This window comes from Saccharopolyspora sp. NPDC045941, assembly GCF_056431445.1.
Genome location: NZ_JBWKKU010000037.1, coordinates 1 through 15,283, shown reverse-complemented (window position 1 = coordinate 15,283; position 15,283 = coordinate 1). Strand labels below are relative to the sequence as shown.

12 protein-coding genes are annotated in these 15,283 nt (G+C 70.0%); 9 read left to right on the top strand and 3 right to left on the bottom strand.

All coding sequences use genetic code 11. The annotated features are described in order from the left end of the window. Window positions 1-4: 4 nt before the first annotated feature. The 3 genes from grpE to AC07FN_RS27005 are packed head-to-tail and all read left to right on the top strand — an operon-like array spanning window position 5 to window position 2,371. Window positions 5-715, top strand: coding sequence for a nucleotide exchange factor GrpE (grpE, locus tag AC07FN_RS27015; RefSeq protein ID WP_478398236.1), 711 nt, complete (start codon window positions 5-7; stop codon window positions 713-715). A 25-nt stretch (window positions 716-740) separates the two neighbouring features. Beyond that, window positions 741-1,916 (top strand): molecular chaperone DnaJ, encoded by a 1,176-nt coding sequence (dnaJ, locus tag AC07FN_RS27010; protein ID WP_478398160.1) that lies wholly within the window; start codon window positions 741-743, stop codon window positions 1,914-1,916. 2 nt (window positions 1,917-1,918) lie between these two features. Continuing rightward, entirely contained in the window at window positions 1,919-2,371 is a 453-nt protein-coding gene (locus tag AC07FN_RS27005) for a heat shock protein transcriptional repressor HspR (RefSeq protein ID WP_093263994.1), read from the top strand. 184 nt (window positions 2,372-2,555) lie between these two features. On the opposite strand, the gene AC07FN_RS27000 is transcribed toward AC07FN_RS27005, so the two are convergent. Then, window positions 2,556-3,659, bottom strand: a complete 1,104-nt coding sequence (locus AC07FN_RS27000) for an FAD-binding oxidoreductase (protein WP_478398235.1) — start codon at window positions 3,657-3,659, stop codon at window positions 2,556-2,558. Between the two features lie 301 nt (window positions 3,660-3,960). Here AC07FN_RS27000 and AC07FN_RS26995 point away from each other — a divergent pair, with 301 nt between their 5' ends. Next, the gene (locus AC07FN_RS26995; RefSeq protein WP_478398159.1) at window positions 3,961-4,764 is read left to right on the top strand and encodes a pyridoxamine 5'-phosphate oxidase family protein; all 804 of its coding nucleotides are present in this window, start codon (window positions 3,961-3,963) and stop codon (window positions 4,762-4,764) included. A gap of 149 nt (window positions 4,765-4,913) precedes the next feature. Further along, complete coding sequence (locus tag AC07FN_RS26990; protein ID WP_358577823.1) at window positions 4,914-5,396, top strand: MarR family winged helix-turn-helix transcriptional regulator; 483 nt, start codon at window positions 4,914-4,916, stop codon at window positions 5,394-5,396. Window positions 5,397-5,448: 52 nt separating this feature from the next. Here the strand turns inward: AC07FN_RS26990 and AC07FN_RS26985 are convergent, their stop codons facing one another. Next, on the bottom strand, window positions 5,449-6,318 hold the full coding sequence (locus AC07FN_RS26985; protein ID WP_478398158.1) for a hypothetical protein: 870 nt from the start codon (window positions 6,316-6,318) through the stop codon (window positions 5,449-5,451). Window positions 6,319-6,497: 179 nt separating this feature from the next. On the opposite strand from AC07FN_RS26985, the gene AC07FN_RS26980 reads away from it, so the two are divergent. From AC07FN_RS26980 to AC07FN_RS26970, 3 genes are all read left to right on the top strand, one after another. After that, window positions 6,498-6,992, top strand: coding sequence for a MarR family winged helix-turn-helix transcriptional regulator (locus AC07FN_RS26980; protein WP_358577825.1), 495 nt, complete (start codon window positions 6,498-6,500; stop codon window positions 6,990-6,992). 80 nt (window positions 6,993-7,072) lie between these two features. Further along, on the top strand, window positions 7,073-9,604 hold the full coding sequence (locus AC07FN_RS26975; protein WP_478398234.1) for an MFS transporter: 2,532 nt from the start codon (window positions 7,073-7,075) through the stop codon (window positions 9,602-9,604). Window positions 9,605-9,773: 169 nt separating this feature from the next. After that, entirely contained in the window at window positions 9,774-10,625 is an 852-nt protein-coding gene (locus AC07FN_RS26970; protein ID WP_478398157.1) for a YceI family protein, read from the top strand. Window positions 10,626-10,798: 173 nt separating this feature from the next. Here the strand turns inward: AC07FN_RS26970 and AC07FN_RS26965 are convergent, their stop codons facing one another. Continuing rightward, window positions 10,799-12,361: an alanine/glycine:cation symporter family protein gene (locus AC07FN_RS26965; protein WP_478398156.1), complete on the bottom strand. Its 1,563-nt coding sequence runs from the start codon at window positions 12,359-12,361 to the stop codon at window positions 10,799-10,801. Between the two features lie 199 nt (window positions 12,362-12,560). Here AC07FN_RS26965 and clpB point away from each other — a divergent pair, with 199 nt between their 5' ends. Continuing rightward, window positions 12,561-15,143, top strand: a complete 2,583-nt coding sequence (gene clpB / locus AC07FN_RS26960; protein ID WP_478398155.1) for an ATP-dependent chaperone ClpB — start codon at window positions 12,561-12,563, stop codon at window positions 15,141-15,143. Window positions 15,144-15,283 lie beyond the last annotated feature (140 nt).

Here is a 15,283-nt window from a genome sequence, read left to right as displayed (position 1 = left end):
GGAAATGTCGCGCAACGAAGGCGAGCAGGAGCCGGTGGTGGTCCGGGATCGGCGGCGCATCGACCCCGTGACCGGCCAGCGCCGGACGCCTGCTCCGAACGGAGAAGAGGCGCAGGTGGCCGAAAGCATCTCCGGCACCCTCGACGAGGAGATCGTCAAGGGCGCCGAGCAGGAGGCCGCGGAGCCGACCGCCGAGCAGCCCGAGGGCGAGCAGGCGGCCGGTGAGCAGGCCGGACTGCAGAAGCAGGTCGACGAGCTCACCGCCGATCTCAAGCGGGTCACCGCGGAGTACGCGAACTACCGCAAGCGGGTGGAACGCGACCGCGAATCGGTGATCGCTGCCGCGAAGGCGTCGGTGGCCGGCGACCTGCTGACGGTGCTCGACGACCTCGAGCGCGCGGAGGCCCACGGCGACCTCAACGGCGCCTTCAAGGCCGTGGCGGACAAGCTGATCACGGCGTTGAACTCGGCCGGGCTGGAGGCGTTCGGCGCCGAAGGCGACGAGTTCGACCCGTCGGTGCACGAGGCGGTGCAGCACAGCACCTCCCCGGACGTCAGCGGCCCGACCGTCACGGTCGTGCTGCGCCGCGGCTACCGGTTCGCCGACCGGGTGCTGCGCCCCGCGATGGTCGCGGTGACCGATCACGAGCCGGCCGCCGAGCCCGCCGGATCCGCCGAGCCGGCGGCCGACGAGAAGCAAGCCGAGCAGGGTTGATCAGGAACGGAGGGAGGAGCGCCCGGTGAGCGCCAGGGAATGGCTTGAGAAGGATTTCTACGCCGAACTGGGCGTCTCCTCCACGGCTTCGGCCGACGAGATCAAGAAGGCGTACCGGAAGCTGGCCCGGGAGAACCACCCGGACGCCAACCCCGGGAACGCCCAGGCCGAAGCCAAGTTCAAGGCCGTCTCCGAGGCATACGGCGTGCTGTCCGACACGGACAAGCGCAAGCAGTACGACGAGGCCCGGAAGCTGTTCGGCAGCGGCACATTCGGCGGCGGCCAGGGCGGTTTCGGCGGTTTCGGCAGCCCGGGTGGCGGCGGCTTCGACATCGGCGACCTCTTCGGGGGCGCCGGTGCCGGTGCCGGCGGCAGCGGGCTCGGCGACCTGTTCGGCGGCCTGTTCGGCAACCGCCGTTCCGGCGCCGGCACGGCCAACCGGCCGCGGCGCGGCGCCGACGTGGAGACCGAGGTGCGCATCGACTTCGCCGAAGCGGTGCGCGGGGCCACGGTTCCGCTGCGGCTGTCCAGCCCGGTGAGCTGCCCGACCTGCCACGGTTCGGGCGCCAAGCCGGGCACCCGGCCGCGCGCCTGCGCCACCTGCACCGGTTCCGGGCTGGTGACGCGGAACCAGGGCGCGTTCGCGTTCAGCGAGCCGTGCCCGGACTGCCGGGGCCGCGGCCAGCTGATCGACGACCCGTGTCCGGACTGCCGCGGCGAGGGCGTCAGCACCCGCAGCCGGACGCTGACGGTGCGGATCCCGGCCGGGGTGTCCGACGGGCAGCGGATCAGGCTGGCGGGGCAGGGCGAACCCGGTCGGCAGGGCGCCGCCTCGGGCGATCTGTACGTCGTGGTGCACGTCAACTCGCACCGGGTGTTCGGACGTTCCGGTGATGACCTGACGATCACGGTGCCCGTCACCTTCCCCGAGCTGGCGCTGGGCACTACGTTGACCGTGCCGACCCTGGACGGGAAGGTCTCGCTGAAGGTCCCGGCCGGGACCGGCAGCGGCCGCACCTTCCGGGTGCGCGGCAAGGGCGTGGGCAAGAAGGACGGCAGCAGCGGGGATCTCCTGGTGATACTGCAGGTCGCGGTTCCGTCCAAGTTGGACGAGAAGGCGGCCGAGGCGCTGGCGGACTACGCGGAAGCGACCGCCGACCACGATCCGCGCCGCGACCTGAACGAGCTGCTCGGGAGGTAGTCATGGCCGGTCGCCCCACCGATCCGGGCTTCGGATTCCCGCCGGGGGCCAACGAGGACACGCCGATGTTCGTGATCTCGGTGGCCGCACAGCTGTCCGGGCTGCACGCGCAGACCCTGCGCAGCTACGACCGGCTGGGCCTGGTCTCGCCCGGGCGGACCCCGGCGGGCGGCCGCCGCTACTCACTGCGCGACATCGCCCTGCTCCGCGAGGTGCAGCGCCTCTCCCAGGAGGAGGGTGTGAACCTGGCGGGCATCAAGCGGATCATCGACCTGGAGAACGAGGTCGACGCGCTCCGCGCGAAGGTCCAGGAGCTGGCCGAGGAGGTGGCGGCGGCGCACGCGGCGGCGGAACAAGCCGCGGCGGCGGTGCACGCCTCCTACCGCCGGGACCTGGTCCCGATCCGCCAGGAGACGGCCCTGGTCGTCTGGAAACCAGACCGCAAGCGCCGCTGATCTCCGGGTTCCACCGCAATTTCAATGGAAATCGAAGGTCCGATTTCCATTGAAATTGCGGGAGTTATCCACAGTCTCCGGCGTGTCGGGGTCTGACACGCCGGAGGTCCGCAACTTCCATTGAAATCGAACGACCCGGGGTGGGGTCCGGCCATCGAAGCCGGCCCCACCCCGGGTCGTTCGGTCAGTCCAGGGTGAACGGGTCGTAGCGGATGTGGTCGAGCGAGGTTCCCGCGACGAGCATGCTCGAGACCGTCGCCCGGATCATCCCCGGCGAGCCGCTGACCAGGACGTCCCAGTCCTTCCACGCGCCGTAGCGGGTCACCGCCTCGGCGAGCGTGCCGTGCTCGGCGCCCGAGACGCCCGGCTCGTCCTCCAGCACCGGCGTGATCGTCAGCCACGGGTTGTGCATCGCGATGCGCTGCAGGTTCTCCAAGTCGTAGAGGTCCTCGCGGGTCCGGCCGCCGTAGAACAGCTGCACGCGCGGGTTCTCGCCGTACTGCGCGAGGTCGTCGATGATCGCGCGCATCGGGGTCAGCCCGGTGCCGCCGGCGATCATCAGCACGTCCGGAGTGTTCTCCCGGTCCACGGTCAGCCGGCCCATCGGCGAGCCGATTCGCCACTGGTCGCCGGGGCGGGCGTGGCCCACCAGCGCCCGGCTGACCCAGCCGCCCTCCACAGACCGGACGTGGAACTCCATGATCCCGTCGTCGTTCGGCGCGTTGGCCGGGGTCAGGTAGCGCCACAGCCGGGGCCGCTGCGGCACCTCGACGCTCACGTACTGCCCGGGCTGGTACGGCACCGGGTGGTCGGACTGGACGCGGAGCACCGCGACGTCCCAGCTCAGCCGCTCGTGGTGGACGATCTGGCCGGTGTACCAGGCGGGGCCGTCGTCGGCGGCGGCCGCCTCGGTCATCGCGGAGGCCATCACGGTGTACGCCTCGGCCCAGGCGCGCTCGACGCTGTCGGTCCAGGCGTCGCCGGCGTACTTCTTGATCGCGGCGAGCAGCGCGGTGCCGACCGCCTCGTAGTGGGCGGCGATCACGCCGAACTTGCGGTGGTCGCGGCCGAGCTGGTGCAGGAACGGCAGCAGCTCGTCGGGCTTGTCGACCATCTGGATGACGTGCACGAGCGCCCGCAGCAGGCGGCTGCGCTGCACTTCCATGTTGACCGCGAACAGGTCGCGGGTGGCTGGCGAGAGGCTGAAGAGCATGCCGTAGAAGAACCTGGACACCTCGTCGGTGTGCGGCTCGACGACGGCGAAGCTCTCGCGGATCAGACGGACCATCTTGCTCACACCGGAGTTCGACGGCTCGTTGTTCGGGGGTGGTCCGGGGCTCAGTACGGCGTTCGCTGTCATGGTTCGGGGCGTTTCTCCACGTTGGCGGTCGTACCCAAGGCAGGCACACCACTACTTCCAAGCGTCCCCCGACACAGGGAGGACCCTAACTCGTGCCTAGCGACACGTCTGCCTTGATGCCACTTTTGAGTGCTTTTCAACTACATCTTGTAGATCGTGTGTCGACCTGTTGGGGGAACCTAGTATCCACCGTTGTGACGGAAGAGGGAGGCGTGACACGGTGACCCGCGTGACCCCCGATCACCCGACGCCGACCGGAACGGCCGATGCGGCGCTGCTCGACCTGGAGCTGTCCGACCCGCCGACCCCGAACGATGCCTGGCAGGCCGTGACCCCGCTCCAGCACCACGGCCCGGCGGCCGCTCCGCCGCGCGACCCGTTCGTCGAGGAGCGGCCCGTCCCCTTGCCCGGCTCGGTCGGCGAACACCTGCTGCAACGCGCCTACGGCACCGAGAAGCGCGCCCGGAAGTTCTACGACGACCAGGTGCTGGACCACCTGAACCCGCAGATGAAGGAGTTCATCGGGCGGATGGAGATGGCGTTCGTGGCCACCTCCGACTCGCGCGGCGAGTGCGACTCCAGCCTCCGCGCCGGGCCGCCCGGCTTCATGGAGGTCCTGGACGACCGGCACCTGTGCTACCCGGAGTACCGGGGCAACGGCGTGCTGGCCAGCCTGGGCAACATCAGCGAGAACCCGCACATCGGGATCCTGCTGATGGACTTCGTCACCGACCTGATCGGCCTGCACATCAACGGCAAGGCCCGCATCGTCGAGGACGCCGACCTGCGCTCGATCTACCCGGCGCTGCCCGCCGAGTTCGACCGCGGCCGCACGCCGGAGCGCTGGGTGGTGGTGCAGGTCGAGGAGGCCTACATCCACTGCCGCAAGCACATCCCGCGGATGGTGCCGGTGCTGCGCACGCGCAGCTGGGGCACCGACGACGTCAAGCGCAAGGGCGGCGACTACTTCGAGTCCAAGGGCATGCCCCGGCCGTGGCACCGGCCCGAACCGGTGGGCAGCCGCGACTGCTGAGCCCGGCCCGCGCGGTCCCCCGCACTGCCACGCGAAATGTGTTCGAGACGTGCACTTAAAGTGGGGCGAAACGGACTAGCGTTGACCTCGCGAGGAGCGGGCCGACGGGTGGTACCGCCACGATCGTCGGCGGTGCGGGCGGGAGAGCTGTGATCGAGGACGAGGCGCGTGGGCCTATCGGCGGGGTGCGCGAGGAGGGTGTCGACCGGCGCACCGCGGCGGAATCCGTCGAGCGCGAGCTGGTGATGATGTTCCGCCGCGCCCGGAACCTGTCGACCGCCGTCGCCGCGCACGTGCACCCCGACCTGGACCCGGCCTCGTACAGCCTGCTGCTGATGGTCGACGACGCCGGGCCGCTGCGCGGCATGGACGTCGCGGATCGCACCGGGCTGGACAAGTCCACGGTGAGCAGGCAGATCGCCACGCTGGTGGACCTGGACCTGCTGGAGCGGGTGCCGGATCCGGACGACGGCCGGGCCCGCCGCATCCAGCTCTCCGACCTGGGCCGCGAGCGGCTGGCCCAGGTGCGCGAGGAGCGCCGCAAGCACCTGCACGGCCAGTTCGCTAGCTGGACCACCCAGGACCTCAAGGAGCTGGCCCGCCTGCTGGGGAAGCTCAACGGCATGATGTGAGCTCGTTCTTCCAGGTGAGCGGCGCCCCAGTTCGCGGCCGCACCGCCTCCCGTCAGTCCTCGTTGGACGGAGTGGAGCGGTGCCGCACCACCGGTCCACCCGGCAACGCGTCCTTGCGCTTCTCCACGAAGGCGCCGTCGTCCAGGTTCCGCGTGATCACCTGGCTCAGGATGCTGAGCGCGTGCTGCACTTCCAAGTGGTCCAGCCCGTCGATCTCGCCGGTGAGCAGCGGGCTGTCGCCGCTGAGGGTGGTCCACCCCCGATCGTCGCGGTCCAGCCGGACGGTGATCGACCCTCCGATCGGCAGCGCGACGACCACATCGACCCGCTCTGCCGATGCGTGCCTGCCGCGATGCAGCGCTGCTCGGTGAAGGTAGTCGGTCTGCACCGCGAGCCGGTTGGGCTCCTGGCTCGCAGCCAGCTCACGCTGGGCGTGGTGGGTGATCGCGGCGCCCTCGTCGGCCAATCCGGGCAGCAGCTCCTCCCGCGTCCAGCCCGGTCCTTGGTCGGTGGGCGGGGCCAGGACGTCCGCCACCGCCTCCAGTGCTCTGCCTGCGCTGGCGGTGACTCGCGTGAGGGGGTCGTTCGGGGCGCGGCCGAATGCCGGGCGGGCCACCGCGTCGACCAGTTGCGCTAGCGGGCGCACGGATTCCGCCTTCAGCTGCTCGCGTGGAATCGCCTCCGCGCCGATCGGATCCTGCGCGCGCGCCGAGGTGTCGATGCTGCGGGCTTTGAGGTCGGCATAGACGGTGTCACGTGAAACCCGCGCGAGTCGGGCAAGTTCCGCGACGTTGCGAGAGCCGCTGCGCCACGCGGCGGCGACGAGGTCGGCACGCTCCTCGGCGAGGCGTTCTCGACGATCGGCCCAGGCGATGAGAGCGGAGAGAGCCGCGAGGCGTTCGTGTTCTTGGTCGTCCGGCATGGGCGCCACCTTATGTCGACTCAGTCGACATGTCGAATGAGTCGACACCCTCCGGCCGGCCTCGCGGTCGTGCGTACGGCCCCCTTCGCGAGAGCGGTGGGTGGCGTCACAGCAGGACAAGTTGTGTCATGCAACTAAATGAGTCTATAGTTGCGTGCAGCAACTAAAGGATTGGGCTCATGGGACCGACACTCGAGACCTGCGCCGAGCTGCTCCGACCGCTTCGAGCGATGCTCGGCCTCAAGCAGGTGGCCATGCAGCGAGGGCAGTTCACGGCGGAACAGGTGCCCTACGCCGCCGCCGGACTGCTCACCGAACTCGTCTTCCGCGGTGAGTGCCGGGCCTCCGACCTCGCCCACCACCGGATCGTCGACGCGTCCGTGGTGAGCCGCCAGGTCGGGCAGCTGGAGCAAGCCGGCCTGATCACCCGCCGCCCCGACCCCGCCGACCGGCGAGTAGCGCTGCTGCGCGCCACGGCCGAGGGGGAACGCGCGGTGGCAGAGCTGGAACGCCGGAAGGCGGAATGGATCGGCGAGGCGCTGGCCCACTGGGACGACGCCAAGGTGCGCCAACTCGCCGGACTGCTGGGGGAAGCGATGGACGACATCCGTCGCAACACGTTCAACGACGGGGCCTGCCTCACCGGCCCCGTGACCAAGGAAGGAACTCGATGACCACCTCGACGGAGACGGCGCCGGACGCCACAGCGCCGGCCCGCCGGGACGGGCGCGACGAGCCCGCCGCGGGATCGTCGATGACGCATCGGCAGATCCTCGAGGCGATGTCGGGCCTGATGCTGGCGCTGTTGGTCGCCATCCTCAGCTCGACGATCGTGTCGAACGCGCTGCCCCGGATCATCGCCGACCTCGACGGCACCCAGGGCCAGTACACCTGGGTCGTCACGGCGATGCTGCTCACCTCGACCGCATCCACCCCGATCTGGGGCAAGCTCTCCGACCTGTTCAGCAAGAAGCTGCTCTACCAGCTGGCCATCACGATCTTCACGGTCGGCTCGGTGCTCGGCGGTTTCGCGCAGTCCATGGAGAGGCTGATCGGCTTCCGGGCCCTGCAGGGCATCGGCATGGGCGGTCTGCAGGCGCTGATCCAGGTCGTGATCGCGGCGATGGTCTCGCCGCGCGACCGCGGCCGCTACAGCGGCTACATCGGCGCCACCTTCGCGGTCGCCACGGTCAGCGGGCCCCTGGTCGGCGGCCTGATCGTGGACACCTCGTGGCTGGGCTGGCGCTGGTGCTTCTGGGTGACCGTGCCGATCGCGGTGATCGCCTTCATCGTGCTGGGCCGGACGCTGAAGCTGCCGGTCATCAAGCGGTCGGTGAAGATCGACTGGTTCGGCGCGCTGTTCCTGGTCGGTGGCGTGAGCCTGCTGCTGGTGTGGGTCTCGCTGGCCGGCAAGCAGTTCGAGTGGTGGTCGGTGGAGACCGCGACCTACGTCGGGGGCGGCCTGCTCGCCCTGCTGATCGCGGTGATCATCGAGACCAAGGTCAGCGAGCCGATCGTGCCGCTGCGGATGTTCCGCAACCCGACGGTCACGCTGTCCACCATCGGCACCGTCGCGGTCGGCACCGCGATGTTCGGCGGCTCGGTGTTCCTGGGCCAGTACTTCCAGATCGCGCGCAGCTTCACGCCGACCACGGCGGGGCTGATGACGCTGCCGATGGTCGGCGGCCTGTTCATCTCCTCGACCGTGTCCGGGCAGATCATCTCCCGGGTCACCGGCAAGATCAAACCGTTCCTGGTGATCGGCTCGATCGTGATGATCGCGTCGATGTGGCTGCTGAGCACCCTGGATCACGAGACGAACCTGGTGCTGGTCGGGGTCTACCTGTTCGGGATGGGCGTCGGCGTCGGCATGCTGATGCAGAACCTGGTGCTGGCGGTGCAGAACACCACCAGCGGCAAGGACATGGGGTCGGTGACCTCGGTCGTGACGTTCTTCCGGACCCTCGGCGGCTCGGCGGGCGTCTCGGTGCTGGGCGCGGTGCTGGCCACCCAGGTGTCGGACTACATCATGCAGGGCCTGGCGAAGATCCCCGGCGTGCCGAAGGGGGCCGGTGCGGGCGGCGGCTCGCTCGACGTCGACCACCTGCCGGAACCCGTGCAGACCATCGTGCGGGCGGCCTACGGCGACGCGATCGGCGACATCTTCTTCGTCTCCGCGTGCATCGCGGTGGTCACCTTCCTCGCGGTGATCTTCATCCGGGAGACCCCGCTGCGCACCACGATCGACAGTCACGAGGAAAGGGAGGCGGCAGCCGTGGCCGCGCACGACGACGCTGTGGACAACCTCACCCGGCCTGTGGACAACTCGGCCGCGGCGCGTCCCGCGACGAACGGCTCTGCCCAGGTTGGGGGCGTCGGGCCGCGGCCCGCGCAGCTGGCCGCCGAGCCTGTGGACAACTCTGTGGATGGCCGCTCGGATGCCTGGTCAGAGCCGGTTGCGCCGCGTCGCTACGCGACCAACGGCAAGCACCTGGCGGGCGACCTGACGAGCCCGGCCGACGGCGGCGGGCTGTTCGTGCACGGCACCGTCCAGGACTCGGTCGGCACGCCGGTCTCCGGTGTCGTGCTCACCCTCACCGACGCCAACGGGCGGCAGGTCGAACGCGCCCGCACCGACCAGGACGGGCAGTTCCAGCTCGCGGTCGGCCACGGCGGCACCTACGTGCTGATCGCCTCCGGTGGCAGCTACCAGCCGACGGCGTCGATGGTCGTGGTCGGCGACCGCCCGGTGCGCCACGACGTGCAGCTGCTCGGCGCCGGGCGGCTGACCGGTCTGGTGCACGTCGGCGGCCAGGGCGTCGCCGGGGCGATGGTGGTGCTCACCGACGTCCGCGGCGAGGTGGTCGCCAGCGCGGGCACCGGGCCGGACGGGCACTACCTGTTCGCGGACCTCGTCGGCGGCTCCTACGCGCTGACCGTCACCGCGCCCGGCTACCGGCCGGTGGCGAACTCGGTCACCGTGACCGACGGCGATCAGTCCGCACTGGACGTCGCGTTGCAGTCCGGCGCGCAGCTCAGCGGCGTGGTCCGGTCGGCCAACCTCGGCGTCGCGGTCGCGGATGCACGGGTGACGCTGCTGGATTCCGGCGGCGCGGTCGTCGGCGCGGCGACCACCGACATCGACGGCAACTACACCTTCACCGACTTGCCGGACGGCGAGTACACGGTGATCGCGACCGGCTACCCGCCGATCGCCACCTCGCTGCGGCTGTCGGGCGAGCAGAGCACCCACGACGTCGAACTCGGCTACCCGCAGGGCGACTGACCATCGGTCGTGGGTGGTCGTGCCGGTTCTTACCGGAACGATCACTCACGACCCGAGCGAAAGCGCGCGGATCGGGCCGCGGCTGGTCGTGAGCGAAGATTCCGGTTCTCACCGGAACTCCCGCTCACGAGCAGCCGGCGATCCGCAAGCCACGGAGGAGATGTTCTAGATGGATCTCGGCCAACGACAGGCCGAAGCGCCCGGTGTCGCCGCCGCATCGGGGGCGGTCACCGCGACGGTGCGCGGCGGCGACGGCTGGCCGGTGCCAGAAGCGGTGCTGACCGTCATCGACGGCACCGGCACGCAGGTCGCGAGGGTGCAGGGCGACGCGCAGGGCTCGGTGGTCGCCGCCGGGCTGCGGGCCGGCGCCTACACCGCGATCGTCACGGCGGTCGGGCACGAGCCGCTCGCCCGGACCACGCTGGTGCACGACGGGACGGCGGCCACCCTCGGCGACGTCGAGCTGCGCCGGGTCGGCGGGGCCGACCTGCCGGCGCCCGGGCTGTGGCGGATCGACTCGGTGCACTCGTCGATCCAGGTCACCGCCAAGCACCTGGGGATCAGCAGCATCCACGGCCGCTTCAACGAGTTCGGCGGCGAGGTGCGCATCGGCAACCCGGTGGAATCGTCCACAGTGGATGTCCGGATCGCCGCGGCCGGCATCGACACGGCCAACGGGATGCGCGACGACCACCTGCGCAGCGCGGACTTCCTGGACGTGGAGCGGCATCCCGAGATCACTTTCCGGTCCACCGGGCTGCGCCCGCGCGGCAGCGACCGCTGGGACCTCGACGGCGAGCTGACGCTGTGCGGGGTGACCCGGCCGGTGCGGCTGGACACCCGGTTCGCCGGCGTGGGCCCGGACCCGTGGGGCGGCACCCGGGCCTCGGCGACGGCGACCACCCAGCTGCGCCGCGAGGACTTCGCGATGACGTTCAACCAGGCCCTGCAAACGGGGATCGCCGCGATCGGCACCACCCTGAAGATCGAGATCGACATCCAGGCCGTCCGCGAGGACTGAGTTCTCACCGCAATTTCAATGGAAATCGGACCTTCGATTTCCATTGAAATTGCGGACCTCCGGCGTGTCGGGCACAGGACACGCCGGAGGTTGTGGACAACTTCCGCAATTTCAATGGAAATTGCGGAACCTCGAGGTCGAGGTCGAGGTCGAGGTCGGGGACGTGGGGTGCGTTAGACCTTTTCGAACTTGCGGACCTCGCCGGTGCGCAGCTTCTCCCGGTAGGACGCCAGTTCCCGCTTCACCACCGGGATCATGATGTACAGCCCGATGATGTTGAACAGCGCCAGCGCGAACAGCACCGCGTCCGCGAAGTTCAGCACGCTGCCCAGCGTCAGCACCGAGCCGACGACGGTGAACAGGCAGAACACCACGTTGTAGATGCGCTCGCTGGTCTTGCCGCTGCCGAAGAGGAACAGCCACGCCCGCTGGCCGTAGTAGCCCCAGGTGATGATCGTGGAGATGGCGAACATCGCGACGGCCAGCGTGAGGACGTAGGGGAACCACGGCAGCACCGTGGCGAAGGACTCCGAGGTGACCGTGACGCCGTCCGGGGTTTCGCCGCCGCCCAGCACCTGCTGCTGGGCGTCCACCCAGAACTGCGTCTTGGCGATGACGATGGTCAGCGCCGTCATGGTGCACACGATCACCGTGTCGATGAACGGCTCCAGCAGCGCGACCAGGCCCTCGGTGGCCGGGTGCTTGGTGCGCACCGCGGAGTGCGCGATGGGCGCCGAGCCGAGGCCCGCCTCGTTGGAGAAGGCGGCGCGCTGGAAGCCGACGATCAGCACGCCGATCATGCCGCCGAACCCGGCCTCCGGGGTGAACGCGCCGGAGATGATCTCGCCGACCGCGGCGGGCACCGCGTCGAAGTTGACGCCGATGACGATCAGGCACGCGGTCACGTAGATGACGGCCATCGCCGGGACCAGGCGGCTGGTGACGGCGCCGATGGACTTGATCCCACCGATGATCACGGCGCCGATGACGACCGCGAGCAGGATGCCGAAGACCAGGGCCGCGCCGTCGGAGCCGAGCCAGCCGGTGTCGCCGCCGGTGACGTCGCGCAGCTGCGCGAAGGTCTGGTTGGCCTGGAACATGTTGCCGCCGGCGATGGCGAAGAACAGGATCATCACGGCGGCCAGCACGGCGAGCACCTTGCCCAGCACCGCGCCGAACGCGCCCGGGATCCGTTCCGGGATGCCCTTGCGCAGGTAGTGCATCGGGCCGCCGGAGACGGCGCCGTCCGCGGCGATCTCCCGGTACTTCACGCCCAGCGTGCACTCGACGAACTTGGTGGCCATCCCGAGCAGGCCGCAGACGATCATCCAGAACGTCGCGCCCGCGCCGCCGATGGTCACCGCCACGCCGACGCCGGCGATGTTGCCGAGCCCGACGGTGCCCGACAGCGCCGAGGCCAGCGCCTGGAAGTGGTTGATCTCGCCCGGTTCCGTCGGGTCGGTGTACTTGCCCCGGACCAGGTCGATGGAGAGCTTGAACGCGCGGAACTGGATGAAGCCGAAGACGACCGTGAACAGCGCGGCGGCGATGACCAGCCAGGCCACGATCCACGGGAACGTCACGCCGAAGACGGTGATCTCGCCGAAGACGATGTCGGAGAAGCCCTCGGAGATCGGGTTGAACACGCTGTTGATCGCGTTCTCGATGTCGGCCAGGGCGCCGGACTCGGCTGCCAGGACGAGCTGCCCGTCCGGCGGTGATGTGCTGTGGGTCATAGCCGTGTAGCTAAATCGGGTGAAATCTCGCAAGCAAGCACTTTGCGTGACATTTCGTCTAAATCGACATCTGGATGCGCCCGAACGTGAGCCAGCTGACGATTGTTGAGCGGAACTCGCTCAATTTTCCTCACGTCGTCCGGGTAACATGATGGGTGCACACGATCCGAAGCAGCCGCCCCTGGCCATGAGGTGAGGAATGGACGCGTTCAACCCGACGACGAAGACCCAGCAGGCGATCTCCTCCGCGGTGCAGGCCGCAACGGTGGCCGGCAACCCGGACGTCGACCCCGGACACCTGCTCGGCGCGCTGCTCGCCCAGGGCGACGGGCTGACCGCGCCGCTGCTGACTGCCGTCGGAGCCGACCCGGCGGACGTGCGGCGCGAGCTGGAGCAGCTCGTCAACAAGCTGCCGACCGCCAGCGGCAGCACCCTGTCCGCTCCGCAGCTCTCCCGCGACGCGGTCAAGGCGCTGACGCACGCCCAGCGGCTGGCGACGGAGATGGGCGACGAGTACGTCTCCACCGAGCACCTGCTCGTCGGACTCGCCGCCGAAGGCGGCCGGGTCGCCGACCTGCTGCGCAGGCACGGCGCGACGCCGGAGGCGCTGACCGACGCGTTCGGCAAGGTGCGCGGCTCGGCGCGGGTCACCAGCCCGGACCCCGAGGGCACCTACAAGGCGCTGGAGAAGTACGGGCAGGACCTCACCGCCCGCGCCCGCCAGGGCGAACTCGACCCGGTGATCGGCCGGGACGCCGAGATCCGGCGCGTCGTGCAGGTGCTGTCCCGCCGCACCAAGAACAACCCGGTGCTCATCGGCGAGCCCGGCGTCGGCAAGACCGCGATCGTGGAGGGCCTGGCCCAGCGCATCGTCGCCGGTGACGTGCCGGAATCGTTGCGCGGCAAGCGGGTCGTGGCGCTGGACCTCGGCTCGATGGTGGCGGGCGCGAAGTACCGCGGCGAGTTCGAGGAGCGGCTCAAGGCGGTGCTCAAGGAGATCACCGACTCGGCCGGGCAGGTCGTCACCTTCATCGACGAGCTGCACACCATCGTCGGCGCCGGTGCCTCCGGCGAGGGCGCGATGGACGCGGGCAACATGATCAAGCCGATGCTGGCGCGCGGTGAGCTGCGCATGGTCGGCGCGACCACGCTCGACGAGTACCGCGAGCACATCGAGACCGATGCCGCGCTGGAGCGCCGGTTCCAGCAGGTGCTGGTCGGCGAGCCGAGCCCGGAGGACACCGTCGCGATCCTGCGCGGCCTCAAGGAGCGCTACGAGGTGCACCACGGCGTGCGGATCACCGACGGCGCGCTGGTCGCCGCGGCCACCCTGTCCGACCGCTACATCACCGCCCGGTTCCTGCCGGACAAGGCCATCGACCTGGTCGACGAGGCCGCGTCCCGGCTGCGCATGGAGATCGACTCCCGGCCGGTGGAGATCGACGAGGTCGAGCGCGCGGTGCGGCGGCTGGAGATCGAGGAGATGGCGCTGTCCAAAGAGGACGACCCGGCCTCGTTGGAGCGCCTCGCCGCGCTGCGCGCGGAACTGGCCGACCGCCGCGAGAAGCTCTCCGAGCTGACTGCGCGCTGGCAGCAGGAGAAGGAGTCCATCGACAAGGTCCGCGACCTGAAGACGCAGCTGGAGCAGCTGCGCGGCGAGTCCGACCGCGCCGAGCGGGACGGCGACCTGGGCAAGGCCGCCGAGCTGCGCTACGGCCGGATCCCGAAGCTGGAGAAGGAACTCGAAGCGGCCGCGCAGACGCAGTCCGAGCGCAAGGCGATGCTGCAGGAGGAGGTCACCGCCGACGACGTCGCGGACGTGGTCAGCGCGTGGACCGGCATCCCGGCCGGCCGCCTGCTGGAGGGCGAGACCGCCAAGCTGCTGCGGATGGAGGACGCGCTGGAGTCGCGCGTCGTCGGGCAGTCCGAGGCGGTGCGCGCGGTGTCCGACGCGGTGCGCCGGACGCGCGCAGGCGTCGCCGACCCGGACCGGCCGACGGGTTCGTTCCTGTTCCTCGGGCCGACCGGCGTCGGCAAGACCGAGCTGGCCAAGGCGCTGGCCGGGTTCCTGTTCGAGGACGAGCGGGCGATGATCCGCATCGACATGAGCGAGTACGCCGAGAAGCACTCGGTGGCCCGGCTGGTCGGCGCGCCGCCCGGGTACGTCGGCTACGACCAGGGCGGGCAGCTGACCGAGTCGGTGCGCAGGCGCCCGTACTCGGTGGTGCTGTTCGACGAGGTGGAGAAGGCCCACCAGGACGTCTTCGACGTGCTGCTGCAGGTGCTCGACGACGGGCGGCTCACCGACGGCCAGGGCCGCACGGTGGACTTCCGAAACACCATCCTGGTGCTGACCTCGAACCTCGGCTCGCAGGTGATCGCCGACCCGAACCTCACCGACCGGGAGCGCGACGAGGCGGTGCGGTCGGTGGTGCGCGGACACTTCAAGCCGGAGTTCCTGAACCGGCTGGACGACGTGGTGGTCTTCCACTCGCTGACCACGGACGAGCTGACGTCCATCGTGGACATCCAGGTGGACCGCCTGGCCCGGCGGCTGGCCCAGCGCCGGCTGACCCTGGACGTCCAGCCCGCGGCGCGGGACTGGTTGGCGCTCAACGGTTTCGACCCGGTCTACGGCGCGCGCCCGCTGCGCCGCCTGGTCCAGTCGGCGATCGGCGACCAGCTCGCCAAGAAGCTCCTGGCCGGCGAGATCCGGGAGGGCGACAAGATCCGCATCGACACCGCGGACGACAACGAATCCCTCACGGTCGAAGCCGCCTGACCTCGTCCCACGGGCCCTGACCGAACCCCGGGGTGGGGGGGTTTCACTTAAAACGCACACCCCAGGGGGTCCCGGGTTTTCCCCGTTTCCTTAGCGTTTTTTGTTTTTGTTTTTTCGCAGTCCCGGGTTTCAAAAGGGCA